At 55.9% G+C, this 16,377-nt stretch carries 13 protein-coding genes and 1 pseudogene; 12 read left to right on the forward strand and 2 right to left on the reverse strand.

Features of this window, described 5'->3' with window-relative positions:
• Window positions 1-7 precede the first annotated feature (7 nt).
• Entirely contained in the window at window positions 8-1,495 is a 1,488-nt protein-coding gene (locus RIC29_05820) for a leucyl aminopeptidase (protein ID MEQ8734421.1), read from the forward strand.
• Window positions 1,496-1,518: 23 nt separating this feature from the next.
• On the opposite strand, the gene RIC29_05825 is transcribed toward RIC29_05820, so the two are convergent.
• Entirely contained in the window at window positions 1,519-1,821 is a 303-nt protein-coding gene (locus RIC29_05825; protein MEQ8734422.1) for a hypothetical protein, read from the reverse strand.
• Between the two features lie 386 nt (window positions 1,822-2,207).
• On the opposite strand from RIC29_05825, the gene RIC29_05830 reads away from it, so the two are divergent.
• Window positions 2,208-3,431, forward strand: a complete 1,224-nt coding sequence (locus RIC29_05830) for a DUF1015 family protein (protein ID MEQ8734423.1) — start codon at window positions 2,208-2,210, stop codon at window positions 3,429-3,431.
• On the opposite strand, the gene RIC29_05835 is transcribed toward RIC29_05830, so the two are convergent.
• Window positions 3,432-3,857, reverse strand: coding sequence for a GFA family protein (locus RIC29_05835; GenBank protein MEQ8734424.1), 426 nt, complete (start codon window positions 3,855-3,857; stop codon window positions 3,432-3,434). It lies immediately after the preceding gene.
• Between the two features lie 40 nt (window positions 3,858-3,897).
• Between RIC29_05835 and miaA the strand changes: the two genes are divergently transcribed.
• The 10 genes and pseudogenes from miaA to rodA all read left to right on the forward strand — a co-directional run bounded on the left by miaA (window position 3,898) and on the right by rodA (window position 16,294).
• On the forward strand, window positions 3,898-4,857 hold the full coding sequence (gene miaA / locus RIC29_05840) for a tRNA (adenosine(37)-N6)-dimethylallyltransferase MiaA (GenBank protein MEQ8734425.1): 960 nt from the start codon (window positions 3,898-3,900) through the stop codon (window positions 4,855-4,857).
• A gap of 146 nt (window positions 4,858-5,003) precedes the next feature.
• On the forward strand, window positions 5,004-6,791 hold the full coding sequence (locus tag RIC29_05845; protein MEQ8734426.1) for an acetolactate synthase 3 large subunit: 1,788 nt from the start codon (window positions 5,004-5,006) through the stop codon (window positions 6,789-6,791).
• 95 nt (window positions 6,792-6,886) lie between these two features.
• Window positions 6,887-7,393: pseudogene (gene ilvN / locus RIC29_05850) on the forward strand (acetolactate synthase small subunit).
• Between the two features lie 147 nt (window positions 7,394-7,540).
• Window positions 7,541-8,563 carry a ketol-acid reductoisomerase gene (gene ilvC / locus RIC29_05855; protein MEQ8734427.1) on the forward strand — a complete coding sequence of 341 codons (1,023 nt, stop codon included), beginning with the start codon at window positions 7,541-7,543 and terminating at the stop codon, window positions 8,561-8,563.
• A 436-nt stretch (window positions 8,564-8,999) separates the two neighbouring features.
• Complete coding sequence (locus RIC29_05860) at window positions 9,000-10,541, forward strand: 2-isopropylmalate synthase (protein MEQ8734428.1); 1,542 nt, start codon at window positions 9,000-9,002, stop codon at window positions 10,539-10,541.
• Between the two features lie 158 nt (window positions 10,542-10,699).
• Window positions 10,700-11,740, forward strand: a complete 1,041-nt coding sequence (locus RIC29_05865) for a rod shape-determining protein (GenBank protein ID MEQ8734429.1) — start codon at window positions 10,700-10,702, stop codon at window positions 11,738-11,740.
• A 71-nt stretch (window positions 11,741-11,811) separates the two neighbouring features.
• A complete protein-coding gene (mreC, locus tag RIC29_05870) occupies window positions 11,812-12,672 on the forward strand; it encodes a rod shape-determining protein MreC (GenBank protein ID MEQ8734430.1) in 861 nt (286 codons plus the stop codon).
• Window positions 12,669-13,202, forward strand: coding sequence for a rod shape-determining protein MreD (gene mreD / locus RIC29_05875; protein ID MEQ8734431.1), 534 nt, complete (start codon window positions 12,669-12,671; stop codon window positions 13,200-13,202). Before mreC ends, mreD begins: the two co-directional genes overlap by 4 nt.
• Window positions 13,199-15,088 (forward strand): penicillin-binding protein 2, encoded by a 1,890-nt coding sequence (mrdA, locus tag RIC29_05880; protein ID MEQ8734432.1) that lies wholly within the window; start codon window positions 13,199-13,201, stop codon window positions 15,086-15,088. The genes mreD and mrdA overlap by 4 nt, the downstream gene beginning before the upstream one ends.
• Window positions 15,089-15,130: 42 nt before the next feature.
• A complete protein-coding gene (gene rodA / locus RIC29_05885; GenBank protein ID MEQ8734433.1) occupies window positions 15,131-16,294 on the forward strand; it encodes a rod shape-determining protein RodA in 1,164 nt (387 codons plus the stop codon).
• Window positions 16,295-16,377: the final 83 nt, after the last annotated feature.

Here is a 16,377-nt window from a genome sequence, read left to right on the forward strand (position 1 = left end):
ACCTCCTATGAAAGTATCATTCTCAAAACTGGTTCGCCCGGCCTCAGGGGCTGTGGCCGTTGGCGTGGCTGATGGTGGGAAACTCGGCACGACAGGGCAGATTGTGGACCGCGCCACGGGAGGGGCGTTATCGGCAGCGATGAAAGCGGCCAAGTTCACAGGCCAGTCTGGAAAAACTGTGACCGTCTATGCGCCCCCGCGCTCAAAATTGACCCAAGTGATCGCCATTGGTCTCGGCAAGGTAAAAGACATGACAGCGCAAACCCTTGAAGAAGCAGGCGCAAGTCTGTTTGGGGAACTGTCTGGGGAGCCACGGGCGACCATCGTTTTGGATGATTTGAAAGAGGCTGCGGTTTCGAGCGTAGACATGGCTGCTGCGATTGCATCCGGTGTGGTTCTGAAATCCTACCGTTTTGATAAATACCGCACCACAATGAAAGCTTCTTCAAAACCGAAGCTGAAATCTGTGTCCCTGTCGCTGACTGATTTTTCAGAAGCGCGTGAGGCTTACAAAATTAAAGAGGCGGTCAACGCAGGGGTTCTGATGACCCGTGATCTGGTCAGCGAACCCCCCAATGTTTTGACCCCGGTGACCTTCGCCGCCCGCGCCAAAGATATGGCTGGCGATGGCTTGAAGGTCAAAGTGATCGGTCGCAAAGAAATGGAAAAGATGGGCATGGGCGCGCTGCTTGGTGTCGCCCAGGGCTCGATCCATGAGCCACAAATGGTCGTGTTTGAGTGGAACGGCGCGGGCAAGGACGATCCGACCGTGGCCTTTGTCGGCAAAGGAGTGTGCTTTGATTCCGGCGGCATCAGCCTCAAACCCGGCGCGGGCATGTGGGACATGAAATGGGATATGGGCGGCGCCGGCGTGGTCACCGGCTTATTCAAAGCCCTGGCCGGACGCAAAGCCAAAGTGAATGCGGTGGGTATTCTGGGACTGGTTGAAAATATGCCGGATGCCAAGGCGCAGCGCCCTGGAGATGTGGTGACCTCTGCCGATGGTCAAACCATTGAAGTGCTCAATACCGATGCAGAAGGTCGTCTGGTTCTGGCCGATGCCCTTTGGTATGTGCAGGAGAACCACAAGCCGGACACGATCGTCGATCTGGCCACGCTGACGGGCGCGATTATTGCCGCGCTTGGCCCACATTATGCGGGGTTGTTCTCGAATGATGAGGAGTTGGCGGCGCAATTGACCGAGTCCGGTGACACGGTCAAAGAACGCCTGTGGCGGATGCCGGTCGGGCCTGAGTATGACAAGGAGATCAACTCCCCGATTGCGGATATGAAAAACCTCGGCGGCAAGTATGCCGGGGCCACCACGGCGGCACAGTTCCTGCAGCGGTTCATTCGCAAGGGCACGTCGTGGGCGCATATCGATATTGCCGGTGTGACCTGGGCAGAAGCGCCAACCAAGTTGGCCCCGAAAGGCGGAACCGGTTATGGCGTGAGATTGCTCAACCAGTTTGTGGCTGATGTTTACGAACGCTGACGTTTACGAAAACTGAGCTTTTGTTAGCGCGCTGAAGGCCGGGTGTGCTTGGCCATCTTGAAGGCATAAACATAGATCGCGTCATCTTTGATGCCGGGATCGCCTTTGGCTCCGAGGTCGGTGAAGAACTCTGCGATCTCCGCTGAGCGAATCTCTGACTCAGCGGTGCGGAACAAGCCTTTATCGCCGGTTTTGAACTTGTGGTACTTGAACAGCTCCATCTTGGGATTGGTCGACGTCGAAACGTACCATTCCTTATAATTTGCGCCGTGCTTTCCCATGAAAGCCTGGAAGTCATCAAGAATGTCAGATTTAGATTTTGCCATCAGTCAGCCTTTAGGTGATGAACCTTAAACGAGTGGGAAGAAACCCCACTGCAACTCTATGATATTTTTGACTCGCTAATAATTAATAGGGGCCAGGGTTATTTGATGCAACAAAATCTGGTCGTGCGCCGCGCGGTGAATGCTCAAAAATCAAGGATTACTGCCGGTTTCCACCTAAAATAATCTTTGGTTCAACCCTGAGTTTGTGGCTGACCCTAAAACGCTCACCAGAGCCACTGCCTGACCTCAAAGATAGGGTGTAAAAAAATTACGATTTCATGCGCTCACGGTTGCGCAGGCGCTACGCCAGCAGGTAAACCCAGGCGAGTTATCAATGAAGGCGAGTCGCGCCCGCCGGTCTTAATTTTGAAGAGAGTCCTGATTTCATGCCTGAACTTGTCCGCCCGTTTGCCGCCCTTCGTCCGACTCCTGCGCAGGCCGATGCCGTCGCCGCTCCACCCTATGATGTGCTGAACACCGAAGAAGCGCGGGTGCGAGCAAAAGGCCGCCCCAACAGTTTCCTGCATATTTCAAAGCCCGAGATCGATCTGCCCGCAGGCACGGATGTGTATGCCCAGGAGGTTTACGATAAAGGGGCTGAAAACCTGCAGCGCCTGATCGCCGAGGGGGTGCTGATTCGCGAAGACAAGCCGTGTTATTACGCCTATCGCCTGACCATGGGCGCGCACAGCCAAACCGGTGTGGCCATGGTGGCCTCGGCGGCGGCGTATGATGCAAACGATATCCGCAAGCACGAATACACTCGCCCCAAGAAAGAGGATGATCGCGTCAACCAGGTTAAGACGCTGAACGCCCAAACCGGCCCGGTGTTGCTGGCCTATAAATCGTCTGCGGTGGTGAAGGCGGTGTTGGATGCGGTCACGTCACAGCCGCCGGTTTATGACGTGACGGCGGATGACGGTGTCGGTCATGCCATTTGGGTGATCAACGATGACGCCGACATTGCCGCGCTGACGGACGCCTTTAACAATATGCCCGCCTTGTACATCGCCGATGGGCACCATCGCTCTGCGGCAGGCTCACGGGTCGCCAAGCTGAAGCCGGAGACCGAGAGCGCCCAGTACTTTTTGACCGTTGCGTACTCTGATGATGAAATGCGGATCTTCGACTACAATCGCGTGATCAAAGACCTCAACGGCCATTCGGTGGACGGCCTGCTGGCTAAAATTGGCGAGCGTTTTGATGTCACCCGTGCCGACGCACAAGCCAAGCCCACCAAGCCGACGCAGTTCGGCATGTATCTGGATGGGGCGTGGTACCAGCTTGATCTGCATCCCGAGTATGTGCCGGAGAATGACCCGGTGGGCCGGTTAGATGTCAGCCTGCTGCATGGCAATTTGATCGAGCCGCTGTTGGGCGTGTCCGACCCGCGTACCGATGAGCGGATAGATTTTGTCGGCGGCATTCGTGGTATGGAGGGGCTGGAAAAGCGCGTGGACTCCGGCGAGATGGCGGTGGCGTTTGCGTTGTTCGCCACCAGCATGGCGGACTTGATGTCGGTCGCGGATGCCGGCGAGATCATGCCGCCCAAATCCACATGGTTTGAGCCCAAGCTGGCGGATGGTTTGCTGAGCCATGTCTTAGACTAACTATATATTCGACGAATCGCTTTTAGAAGACCCGGGCAGTTTAGGAAGTGTGTTGGGTAGGGGGAGCCATGCCGCACGGGACTCCCAGTAAATGCAGTGCTCTGGTGTTGTGTGAGGGTCGTCGTCTAAGGAACCTGCTGGCACGGTTACGCCCTTTGATGAAACACGCGGCACACGTGAGCCACAGATTTGGCAGAAACAATTGGCCGGATATTGATTGCCGGGCAGGCAATAAGATTGCACGGCATCTCCGCCAGAGAGCCAGCGAAAGTGTTTGATGTCGGTAAAAAGATTGGCGGCGTGAAGACTGCCGCTCCGTTTGCGACAGCGCGAACAGAAGCAGTATTTGAATCCTGAAAATACGGGTTCAACTTCAAAGGTGACCGCGCCACATAAGCAACTTCCGTGAATTGAGTTCTGTTCCATTGACTGTCCTTGTCTAGCCGTGCAGGCATACCGCCCAGTTATGAATACTGATTTAAACTATAGTGCATCTTTGCCAGTTCTCGTTCTCGCCGGGCCGACGGCCAGCGGCAAGTCGGGTTTGGCGCTGCGCGTGGCCGAAGAGCTCAACGGCGCGGTTATCAACGCGGACAGTATGCAGGTCTATCAAGACCTGCATGTTTTAACGGCGCGGCCCAGTGCGGATGATGAAGCGCGGGCGCCGCATCACCTCTATGGGTATCTCGATAGTGCCGTGGCCTGCACAGTGGCCGTGTGGCTGTCGCGGGCGGTCGAGATCATCAGACAGGTTCAAGGCGAAGGGCGGTTGCCCATCGTGGCCGGTGGGACGGGGCTTTATCTGAAAGCCCTCATGGAAGGTCTGTCGGACATTCCTGATATTCCAAGTGCGGTCAAAGACACATCGCGGCGGATGCGCCTCGAAGACGGCAATGAGGCGCTGTACGCCAGCCTGAAAGAGAAAGACCCGGAAGGTGCAGCGCAGCTGAAACCAAACGACCGCCAGCGCATTCTGCGGGCCTGGGAAGTGGTCGAGGCCACCGGTACGCCGTTGCATGTGTGGCAGAGCAAACCCATTGCCCCGCCGTTAGGCGAGACACAGTTTTATAAGGTTCTTTTTCGCCCGCCGCGGGAAGACCTGTATGCCGCCTGCGATGGCCGATTTGAGGCCATGCTGGAGCGCGACGCGCTAGAGGAGGTTCAGGCTTTGCAGCGGCGGGGCCTTGATCCGTCGCTTCCGGCCATGAAAGCCCTGGGTGTGCCGGAACTGGCGGCGTTTTTGAACGGTGAGATCAGTCGGGAAGAGGCTGTGACCCGTGCCCAGCAGCACACCCGAAACTACGCCAAACGTCAGACAACCTGGTTTCGTACTCAGTTTAGTGCGTCAGAAACACTTAACACGCAATATTCAGAAAGATTATTTGAAGAAATCTTTCCAAAAATTCGCTCCTTAGTGTTGACCTAGCTAAAACACCTTGATAGGAACCCTCTCAGTGCCGCCTCCTCACCGGGGCGGTTTGTGTTTTTTTGGGATGTTGGCGTGGTTCGCACTTCAGGCGACGCGACTCAAAAGTGAGGCTAAGCGCCTCGAAAGCTAGGGAACGAATTACGATGCCACGGGATTCACTCGACGGACGCCAGATGAAGGGCGCGGCCATCATTCTTAAAGCCCTCGAAGAGCAGGGTGTGGAAGTCGTGTTCGGCTACCCCGGCGGCGCTGTGCTGCCCATCTATGATGAGATTTTTAAGCAGAACAGAATCAGACATATTCTGGTGCGTCACGAGCAGGGTGCCGTACATGCGGCGGAAGGCTATGCCCGCTCGACCGGTAAAGTGGGCGTGGTGCTGGTGACCTCTGGTCCGGGGGCGACCAACGCCGTCACCGGCCTGACCGATGCGTTGATGGATTCTATTCCCGTTGTGTGTTTGACCGGCCAAGTACCGACGCACCTGATTGGCAACGATGCGTTTCAGGAAGCCGATACGGTTGGCATCACGCGGCCCTGCACCAAGCATAACTATCTGGTGAAAGATCCGAACAACCTGGCCAAGGTGATTCACGAAGCCTTTCATGTGGCACGCTCGGGCCGGCCTGGTCCGGTGGTGGTTGATTTGCCAAAAGACGTGGTCATGGCGGACGGTGCGTACAGCACCGCACCACGCGGCGTTCATCGCGAAAAGCATAAAACCTATCGTCCAGCCTTTAAGCCTGATCCTGCGTCCATCGAGGCGGCTGTTGATCTGATGGTTAAGGCCGAGCGCCCGCTGCTTTATACGGGCGGTGGCGTGATCAATGCTGGTCCTGCGGCGTCCAAGACGCTGACGGAGCTGGTCAATGAAACCGGTTTTCCGATCACGTCGACGCTGATGGGCCTTGGGTCCTATGCCGCGTCTGGCCCCAATTGGTTGGGCATGGTCGGCATGCATGGCACCTACGAAGCCAATCTGGCGATGCACGACTGCGATGTCATGATCAATATTGGCGCACGGTTTGATGATCGGGTGACGGGCAACCTTGAGCACTTCTCGCCGGGGTCCAAGAAAATCCATGTGGATGTCGACCAATCCTCCATCAACAAGAGTGTGATTGTGGACGTGCCGGTGATCGGCGATGCGGGGGAAGCCCTAAAGGCGATCTTGAAAGCCTGGAAGGCGCGCAAGGAACGCCCGAAGCCCAAAGCATTGAAAGCCTGGTGGGCTGAGATCAAGCGCTGGAAAGCGGTGGATTGTTTGAACTACACCCAGGCCGGAAAGGTCATCAAGCCTCAGTACGCCATTGAACGTCTTTTTGAGCTGACCAAGCACAAGAAAACGTTCATCTCCACAGAAGTGGGCCAGCATCAAATGTGGGCGGCGCAGTTCTACCGCTTCGACCAGCCCAACCGCTGGCTGACGTCAGGCGGGCTTGGCACCATGGGCTATGGCCTGCCCGCGGCGATTGGTGCGCAATTGGGCAATCCGGATGGCCTGGTGATTGATATTGCCGGGGAAGCGTCGATCCTGATGAATATTCAGGAATTATCGACTGCTGTTCAGTATCGTTTGCCGGTCAAGGTGTTCATCATCAACAACCAATACATGGGGATGGTGCGCCAGTGGCAGGAACTGCTGCATGGGGGCCGCTATTCCGAGAGTTATTCAGACTCCTTGCCGGACTTCGTCAAACTCGCCGAAGCCTATGGCTTGTCGGGGCTGCGGGTGACCGATCCGGCCAAGGTGGATGACACGATTAAAGAGATGATGGCTATTGATGGTCCGGTGATTGTGGACGTCGCGGTGGATCAGAAGGAAAACTGTTTCCCGATGATTCCATCAGGGGCGGCACATAATCAGATGATTCTCGGGCCTGAGGATGAGCCGGAAAAGGCAATTTCAGGCGCAGGTTTGGCGCTGGTTTAACCCAGACCTTAATTAAAACTGGCCAGACCTTAATTAAAACTGGAGTGACTGCCGTGAGCAGCAATTTATATGAAGGCTCAGTGCCCGTCTCGGTGCTGAAAGATACGGTCGTTTATCGCCACACCATCGCTGTGCTGGTGGACAACGAAGCTGGTGTGTTGGCCCGCGTGGTCGGTTTGTTTTCTGGCCGGGGCTATAACATTGAAAGTTTAACGGTTTCAGAGGTGGACCCTGAAGCACAGTTGTCGCGCATCAATCTGGTGACATCTGGCACACGACAGATCGTGGAGCAGATCAAAGCCCAGTTGGGACGTTTGGTGCCGGTGCATACGGTTAAAGATTTGACGGATGAAGGCCCCTCGGTCGGCCGCGACCTGGCTTTGGTCAAGGTGAGCGGCGTCGGTGAGGATCGTGTCGAAGCCCTGAGAATCGGCGATATTTTCCGCTGTAATGTGGTCGATTCCGCGCCAGATTCCTTTGTCTTTGAAGTGGTGGGGAGCTCCGAGAAGGTGGATGCCTTTATCGCGTTGATGAAGCCACTCGGATTGATCGAAGTGTCGCGCACGGGCGTTGCGGCCATTGCCCGTGGGGCTACTGGACTGGTTGCCAATACAGTGGCGTCCAGCTCAAAGGTCAAAAAAGTTGCCAAGAAACCCTCGCCTAAACGCAAATCCGTCGTTAAGAAGGCGCCAACATCTTCCAAAAGAAAGCGTTAAGCAAAACGCCAAGACCCCGAAAGGACGAAAATCATGCGCGTGTATTATGACCGCGATGCCGATGTAAACATCATCAAAGGCAAGAAAGTGGCCGTTATTGGTTACGGTTCACAGGGCCATGCCCACATTCTCAACCTGCGCGATTCCGGTGTTGCCGACATTGCCGTTGGGTTGCGGGAAGATTCCAGCAGCCGCAAGAAAGCCGAAGGCGCGGGCCTTAAGGTTCTCACGCCAACTGAAGCCTCTAAGTGGGCTGATGTGGTGATGATGCTGACGCCTGATGAGTTGCAGGGTGATATCTACCGCAGCGATATCGCGCCAAATCTCAAACAAGGCGGCGCGCTGGCGTTTGCCCATGGCTTGAACATTCACTTCAGCCTGATCGAAGCGCGCAAGGATCTGGACGTGTTTATGGTGGCACCGAAAGGTCCAGGCCACACGGTGCGCGCTGAGTACGATCGTGGTGCAGGTGTGCCGTGTCTGGTTGCCGTGGCCCAGGATGCCTCGGGCAATGCCATGGACATCGCGTTGTCTTACGCTTCTGCCATCGGCGGCGGCCGGGCCGGGATCATCGAAACCAGCTTCCGCGAAGAATGTGAAACCGATCTGTTCGGCGAGCAGGCAGTATTGTGCGGCGGATTATCGCATCTCATTCGCGCCGGTTACGAAACCCTGGTGGAAGCCGGGTATGCCCCGGAAATGGCCTATTTCGAGTGCCTGCACGAGGTCAAGTTGATCGTTGACCTGATGTATGAAGGCGGCATGGCCGATATGCGCTATTCGGTCTCTAACACAGCGGAATATGGCGATTATGTCTCCGGTCCGCGAGTGATTACCGATGAGACCAAAGCTGAGATGAAAAAGATTCTGACCGACATTCAGGAAGGCCGTTTTGTGCGCGACTGGATGAGCGAATGTCAGGCCGGTCAGCCAAGCTTTAAAGCCACCCGTCGCATCTGGGCCGAGCATGGCATCGAAGAGGTCGGCCAACGCCTGCGTGCGATGATGCCCTGGATTGGTGGCGACAAGGCGCTTGTCGATAAAAACCGCAATTAGACCGAGCAAAAACCGTTTAAGAAAAAGGGGCCGGTTTGATCGGCCCCTTTTTTTATCCAAAATCTTTGGACTTCACCTCAATTTAACCATTTTTCGTGCTAAGTTATTGACTTCGTGGGTGGAACGTACTTTTTAGGACCGGTAATACCGTTCTCAATGGAGAGTGAGCGCGGTTTCGAATAAGGATGAACAGGTGATCAACACGGTCACAAACACGCAAAACGTAAGCATTTCTGCCGATATTTCGGTGGATGTGTCGGCGCGTGCGCGGGTTTGGGCTCTTCTTGGTGGCCCGCTCCTCACAGACCTGGGTCTGCGACTTAACAGCCCCTGAGCGTCATTCCTGTCAGAGCGACGGGATGTTCAGGGGATCAAGCGCAGCACTGTTGTCGCTCGAACGAGCCTTCGTACCTAAACCCAAGTCGTGAGAATGAACATGAATACCGACCGCGTTATTATTTTTGACACCACGTTGCGTGACGGCGAGCAATCGCCCGGCGCGTCTATGAATCGTGAAGAAAAGGTGCGCATCGCCAAACTGCTGGAAGCGATGCGCGTCGATGTGATTGAGGCTGGCTTTGCCATTGCCTCGCAAGGTGACTTCGAGGCCATCAAAGCCGTGGCTGAAGTTGTCAAAGACTCAACGGTGGCCAGCCTGGCCCGCGCCGCTAAAGGCGATATCCAACGGGCCGCCGACGCCATCAAGTCGGCTAACAGTGGGCGCATCCACACCTTTATCTCGACCTCGCCGCTGCATATGAAATACAAGCTGCAGATGGAGCCCGAGGCGGTCTATCAAGCCGTGATTGATAGCGTCAGCTTTGCCCGCCAGTTTACCGATGATGTGGAATGGTCGGCGGAAGATGGCTCCCGCACCGAGCATGATTTTTTGTGCCGCTGTGTGGAAGCGGCCATCGACGCCGGGGCATCCACCGTTAATATTCCTGATACCGTGGGCTATACGGTGCCCGACGAATACAACAAACTGATCACGATGTTGTTCAACCGAGTGCCCAACATCGATAAGGCCGTGATTTCGGTGCACTGTCATAACGATTTGGGATTGGCGGTGGCTAATTCCTTGGCGGCGGTGCAAGCCGGAGCGCGTCAGGTCGAGTGCACCATCAATGGCCTGGGTGAGCGCGCTGGCAATGCGGCCTTGGAAGAAGTGGTCATGGCCTTGCGGACCCGCAAGGATCACATGCCGTTTGAAACCAACATTGATGCGACCTTAATTACCAAAGCCTCGCATATGGTCTCGCAGATCACCGGCTTTCCGGTGCAGCCCAACAAAGCCATCGTTGGGGCCAACGCCTTTGCCCATGAGTCGGGCATTCACCAGGACGGCGTTCTGAAGCACGCCGAAACCTATGAGATCATGACGCCTGAGTCTGTCGGGTTGGTGAAATCCAATCTGGTGATGGGCAAGCACTCTGGCCGTCATGCGTTTCGTGAGAAGTTGAAAGAGCTGGGCTTTGAACTGGGCGATAACGCCATGAACGAGGCGTTCAAACGGTTCAAGGACTTGGCGGACAAGAAAAAGGAAGTCTACGACGAGGATCTGATTGCCATCGTTGATGATGAGGTGCGGGACAATGACCGCATTAAGTTTATCTCCTTACAGGTAATCTGTGGGTCTAAGGTCAAACATCAGACGGCCGAATTGGAGCTGGAAGTGGACGGCGAGATTGTCTCGACGACAGCCGAAGGCGATGGCCCGGTGGATGCCACGTTTAACGCCATTAAAGCGCTGACCTTCGATACGCAGCATCTGCAGTTGTATCAGGTGCATGCGGTGACCGAAGGCACGGATGCTCAGGCCGAAGTCACGGTCAGACTTGAAGAAGACGGTAAGACAGTGATGGGTCAGGGCGCGGATACGGACACTTTGGTTGCCTCCGCGCGGGCTTATGTGAACGCACTCAATAAGTTGTTGGTGAAACGAGAGAGAACGGCTCCCGAGGCTGTGGCGGTATGAGGCGTATACTCCACGTTGACGCGAGTCTGAATTAAGAGGATACACGGAGCGTCCGGCGGTTTGCCTTTAGGGCAGCCGCCTGGGCGTTTCAAGCGTTAGAAACAAGACTGTCAGGTGCTCTTTGAGACCTGACCACAAGGAATAGAGAGACAAAGTTTATGTTCGCGAGTTTGTTCGGATGGCTGTCCGCCGATATGGCGATTGATCTTGGGACCGCTAACACGCTGGTCTACGTCAAAGGACGTGGCATCGTCCTGAACGAACCGTCAGTCGTGGCGTTGCAGGAGGAGAAAGGCCGCAAGATTGTGCGCGCCGTCGGCAACGAGGCCAAGCAAATGCTGGGCCGCACACCGGGCTCAATCCAAGCCATCCGCCCGCTGCGGGATGGCGTGATTGCGGACTTTGAAGTCGCCGAGGAAATGATCAAGCACTTCATCCGCAAAGTGCACAATCGCAAAGGTTGGGCCAGTCCTCTGGTGGTGATTTGTGTGCCGTCCGGCTCCACAGCGGTGGAGCGACGCGCCATTCAGGAATCTGCAGAAGCTGCTGGCGCACGCAAAGTATTCCTTATTGAAGAACCGATGGCCGCGGCCATCGGTGCCGGGTTGCCGGTGACGGAGCCAACGGGCTCGATGGTGGTTGATATTGGTGGTGGCACCACCGAAGTCGCCGTGCTGTCGCTTGGTGGCATCGTGTATGCACGTTCTGTCCGCGTCGGTGGTGATATGATGGACGAAGCCATCATTAACTACATCCGGCGTCACCATAATCTGTTGGTTGGGGAAAGCTCTGCCGAGCGGATCAAGAAAGAAATTGGCTGTGCGTGTCCGCCGGAAACTGGTGATGGCGAAACCATCGAAATCAAAGGCCGCGATTTAATGAATGGCGTGCCTAAGGAAATCGTAATCAGCCAGCGCCAGATCGCTGAAGCTTTGGCCGAGCCCGTCACGGCTATTATCGATGCGGTTAAGGTCGCTTTGGAACACACAGCTCCTGAATTGGCCGCAGATATTGTGGACAAGGGAATCGTGCTCACGGGCGGCGGGGCCATGTTGACCAATCTTGATTTTGTGTTGCGTCATGCGACGGGCCTGCCGGTATCGATTGCAGACGAGCCTTTGAACTGTGTGGCGCTGGGCACCGGGATGGCGCTTGAGCAAATGAAGCTGATGCGTGGTGTTTTGACATCTATGTACTAAACATTTTTAGTCATAGTTATGCTGTGTAATTCATCGCTGGCTGTTGAAGCTAGCGCGACGGAGGGGATGACGTGAAGCAACCGACGGGACAAATTTCCCGGCTAGGTAATCTAAAACACCTAGCGCAGCGGTTCGCCTTTCTCAGCCTGATTGGGCTGACGTTCGCCCTTATGCTCATCGGTAAAGCGGATACCATTCTGGTCGAACGGGCCAGGACAGCGGTGTCAGATGCTGTGACCCCTATTCTAAAGGTGATGGCAGAGCCGGCGGCGGCCATCTCTCAGGTCGTCAGCAACATCCAAGAGCTTGGCGCTATTCGGACACAAAATGCGGAACTGCGTGAAGCGAATGAGGATTTGCTGCAATGGCAAGCGGTGGCGCAACGCTTAGAAAACGAAAATAAACAATTGCGTGCTCTGTTGGGTACCGTTGCTGAGCCCCAAGCCAGGGCAGTCTCTGCCCGGGTTATTGCGGATGCGGGTGGTGCGTTTGCGCAAAGTATACTGATCACAGCAGGGAGCCGCGATGGCGTTGCAAAAGGCCAGGCTGTCGTCACCGGCGCTGGGCTGGTCGGTCGCGTGACCCAGGCCGGTTTTCGCTCGGCGCGAATTCTTTTGATCACAGATATTAACTCTCGCATTCCTGTGCGGGTTGGAGAAGCTGGCGACCGTGCAATCCTGACCGGGGACAACAGTTCTCGTCCGAAATTGATTTACCTTGGGGTCACGTCAAGCGTTGCGCCTGGTGATCGCATTGTGACCTCTGGTGATGCTGGGGCATTTCCACCCGGCTTACCGGTGGGCCGCGTGGTGGCGGTAGAGGAGTCAACCGCCGTAGTGGAGCCGTTTGTCTCGCGAGACCGCCTGCAATATGTCGAGATACTCGATTTTGGTTTGACAGGTATTCTCGCGGAGACGGGTCTCTCGAGATGAGCGGGATTTCACAGCGCCGGACTCCACTGCAAAAGCTCGATGCACGGGCGCGCACAATTCTGCCATTTGCTTTAACCGTCATCGTTTTGCTGTTCGGTCTTACGCCAACCTATGTGCCGGGACTGGCGCAGATAACGCCTTTGTATTCTTTGGTCGCGGTTTACTATTGGGCTGTCTATCGTCCGGATTTGCTTGGCTATGGATTGGGCTTTGCGGTCGGCGTGTTGGAAGATTTGTTGACCGGGGCACCGCTCGGCGTTGGCGCTCTGACGCTTCTGTTAACCCAGTGGATTGTGTTTAATCAGCAAAAGTTCTTCCATGCGAAACCCTTTGCGATTACGTGGGTGGCCTTTGGTATTGTTGCCTTCGGGGCGTTTTTGATTAAGTGGCTTTGCATTGGACTCATCACCTCTGGCGGATTAACGCCCTTTGGGGACATGTTTGCGGCCTATCTTGTTACGGTCGCCGTGTACCCGCTCATTGCCTGGTTGTTTTCCAAAGCCCAAACCGGATTGATGTCTGAAGTATGATTATCAACCGTGATAATGATCGCATTCGTTTGTTCAACCGCCGCGCTGTGGTGTTGGGTGGTGGACAGGCTCTGCTGATCTCAGCGCTGGTCGGGCGCATGTATTACTTGCAAGTTGTGGAAGCCGACCGTTACCGGATGCTGGCGGAAGAGAACCGGATCAACTTGCGCCTGCTGCCGCCGCCGCGTGGCCGGGTGGTTGATCGGTTTGGTGTGCCACTGGCGCTGAACCGTCAGAATTTCCGGGTGCTGGTGGTGTCTGAGCAAACTAGAGATTTGGCGGCGACCCTTGATGCGCTGGCCGATGTTATTGAACTCTCTGAATATGACCGTGATCGGGTGCAGCGCGAGGTGCGCCGTCGTCGCAGTTTCGTACCCGTCACCGTGCGTGAAAATCTCAACTGGGAAGACATGGCGCGTATTCAAGTGAATGCACCAGACTTGCCTGGGGTGATCGTCGATGAAGGTCTGGCGCGCCATTACCCGCAAGTTCAAACCGCCGCCCATGTGCTGGGCTATGTGTCCAGTGTTGATGAAGATGACTTAACGGGCGATCCGCTGCTGCAGTTGCCTGGGTTCCGCATCGGCAAAGCCGGCATGGAACAAAAATTTGATCTGGCGCTGCGTGGCGCCGGCGGGAACAGCCAGGTTGAAGTGAACGCCCTGGGCCGGGTCATCCGCGAATTAGAGCGCAAAGAAGGTGAGGCCGGAGAAGATTTGGTGCTCACTCTTGATGAGCGTCTGCAACGGTTTGCCGCAGAACGCCTGGGGGCGGAAAGTGCTGCCAGCGTGGTGATGGATATTCATACCGGCGAAGTGCTGCTGATGGCCTCAACACCCAGCTTCGACCCCAATGCGTTTAACCGCGGACTCACCCAGCGCGAGTGGAACGCGCTGTCTGGTGATCCACGTGCACCAATGACCAACAAGGCGATTTCAGGCCAGTATTCGCCCGGATCAACGTTTAAGATGATTGTGGCGCTGGCCGCCCTGGAGCAAGGGGCGATCACGCCGGAGCAAACCGTTTATTGTAGGGGGCATACAAATTTAGGGTCGCGCCGCTTCCACTGCTGGGAAAAACGCGGACACGGCAACATGGATATGGTGCAGGCCATTGCCCAATCCTGCGATGTCTATTTTTATGAAGTCGCGCGGCGGATCGGGGTCGATCGCATTGCTGAAATGGCACGACGACTTGGCTTGGGCGAGGCCACCAACGTCGGTCTGCCCGGCGAACGCCCTGGTCTAATTCCCACCGAAGCTTGGAAGCGTGCCACACGTGGCGAGCCCTGGCATCAGGGCGAAACCTTCAACGTCGGTATTGGGCAAGGCGCGGTTTTGACCACGCCGATGCAACTGGCCGTTATGAGCGCCCGCCTGGCGACGGGGCTTGCTGTAGAGCCTGTGCTGACGCGCCAAATTATGGCGGGTAAAACCATGATGAAGCGCCCGACAACAGAGTTTGCGTCTTTAAACATCAACCCGGCCCACTTGGCTGTGGCCCGGCGCGGTATGTTTGAAGTGCTGAACGGGCCGCGCGGCACGGCGCGGGCCTCGAAGCTTAAAGTGGACGGTGTTCAGATGAGCGGCAAAACCGGCACAACCCAGGTCAAGCGCATTACCATGGCCCAGCGCGATGCCGGCCTGCCCGATAAAGATGAGATTCCCTGGAACGAGCGTACGCACGCGTTGTTTGTGGCCTACGCGCCGGAGGACAGTCCGCGCTATGCTCTGTCGGTTATTGTTGAGCATGGCGGCGGTGGTTCTGCCGTTGCAGCTCCAATTGCGCGCGATATCATGACCGAAGTGTTGCGCCTCGACCCCTCCCGCAGACCCCGACGGGATGAAGAGCAGATCGCAACAACCGATCCCGGAGCACCTGCATGATTGATCGCGGAGCGATAGCATGACGGATCCCGGAGCAACACCATGACCAATACCGGGTTCCTGGCAGCGCGCTTGCGGCGGGGCGACATGACCCTGACCGAGAAGCTGTGGCAGATGAGTTGGTCGCTGGTGTTTTGGATTTGCGCCATCGCGGCGATTGGCTTTTTCATGCTGTATTCCGCCGCCAACGCCAGTCTGGATCCGTGGACAACCCGGCAGGCGGCGCGTTTTGGCCTAGGCTTGGTGATGATGCTAACCATCGCGATGATCGATATCCGCCTGGTCATGCGCTATGCCTACGTGTTCTATGCGCTTGTTTTGGTGCTGCTGTTTTTTGTTGAGGTGCGGGGTGTCATCGGCGGTGGGGCGCAGCGTTGGATCGATTTGGGGGTGATTAATCTGCAGCCTTCAGAATTGATGAAGGTTGCCGTGGTTTTGGCGCTGGCGCGTTACTTCCATTCTCTCAGTTTGGAAGATACGGGACAGGTTAGGTTTCTGGTGCTGCCGTTGGTGATTGTGGCGCTGCCGGTTGTGTTGATCTTACGGCAGCCTGACCTCGGCACAGCCTTGATGGTGGTGATGGGCGCTGGGGTTTTGTTTTTTATGGCGGGGGTGCGGCTGTGGAAGTTCATTACTCTGATTGTTGCAACCTTGGCGGCCATTCCCATTGCGTGGCCCATGTTGGCGGAGTACCAACAAAATCGCATTCTGACATTTATTAACCCTGAGCGGGATCCCCTTGGTGCGGGCTATCACATTCTGCAGTCTAAAATTGCCTTGGGGTCTGGCGGATTATTCGGCAAGGGGTTCTTGCAAGGTACGCAAAGCCATCTCAATTTTTTGCCTGAGCAGCAGACCGATTTTATTTTCACCATGCTGGCGGAGGAATTTGGCCTGGTGGGCGGTGTTGGCCTAATCGGGCTTTATGTCATTGTGCTTATTTATGGCTTTGCCATTGCGCTGAGGTGTCGTCACCAATTTGGCCGTTTGGTTGCCATTGGCGTGATCACCACCTTCTTCCTGTACGTGTTTATTAATGTGGCCATGGTGATGGGCCTGATCCCTGTGGTGGGTGTGCCGCTGCCGTTGATTTCCTACGGGGGGACGGCGTTACTCACCATTATGATGTGTATGGGCCTGTTGATGAGCGTGTATGTGCACCGTGATGTGCAGATTGGTGTGCGCGGTGGCTATGATGATGGTTGAGGCGGGCCGTTAGGCGGCGGCGCTGAAAGATACGACACTGCGCCACGGCTGCAGCGCTTGCCACAAGGCCAGTGACCCCGTAT

It is taken from the genome of Rhodospirillaceae bacterium, assembly GCA_040219235.1.
Lineage (GTDB): Bacteria > Pseudomonadota > Alphaproteobacteria > Rhodospirillales > Rhodospirillaceae > WLXB01.

Excerpts from the sequence above, each read along its gene's own strand:
- RIC29_05820 (MEQ8734421.1), top strand. The coding sequence starts at position 8 with ATGAAAGTATCATTCTCAAAACTGGTTCGCCCGGCCTCAGGGGCTGTG.
- RIC29_05825 (MEQ8734422.1), bottom strand. The coding sequence starts at position 1,821 with ATGGCAAAATCTAAATCTGACATTCTTGATGACTTCCAGGCTTTCATG.
- RIC29_05830 (MEQ8734423.1), top strand. The coding sequence starts at position 2,208 with ATGCCTGAACTTGTCCGCCCGTTTGCCGCCCTTCGTCCGACTCCTGCG.
- RIC29_05835 (MEQ8734424.1), bottom strand. The coding sequence starts at position 3,857 with ATGGAACAGAACTCAATTCACGGAAGTTGCTTATGTGGCGCGGTCACC.
- miaA (MEQ8734425.1), top strand. The coding sequence starts at position 3,898 with ATGAATACTGATTTAAACTATAGTGCATCTTTGCCAGTTCTCGTTCTC.
- RIC29_05845 (MEQ8734426.1), top strand. The coding sequence starts at position 5,004 with ATGCCACGGGATTCACTCGACGGACGCCAGATGAAGGGCGCGGCCATC.
- ilvC (MEQ8734427.1), top strand. The coding sequence starts at position 7,541 with ATGCGCGTGTATTATGACCGCGATGCCGATGTAAACATCATCAAAGGC.
- RIC29_05860 (MEQ8734428.1), top strand. The coding sequence starts at position 9,000 with ATGAATACCGACCGCGTTATTATTTTTGACACCACGTTGCGTGACGGC.
- RIC29_05865 (MEQ8734429.1), top strand. The coding sequence starts at position 10,700 with ATGTTCGCGAGTTTGTTCGGATGGCTGTCCGCCGATATGGCGATTGAT.
- mreD (MEQ8734431.1), top strand. The coding sequence starts at position 12,669 with ATGAGCGGGATTTCACAGCGCCGGACTCCACTGCAAAAGCTCGATGCA.
- mrdA (MEQ8734432.1), top strand. The coding sequence starts at position 13,199 with ATGATTATCAACCGTGATAATGATCGCATTCGTTTGTTCAACCGCCGC.
- rodA (MEQ8734433.1), top strand. The coding sequence starts at position 15,131 with ATGACCAATACCGGGTTCCTGGCAGCGCGCTTGCGGCGGGGCGACATG.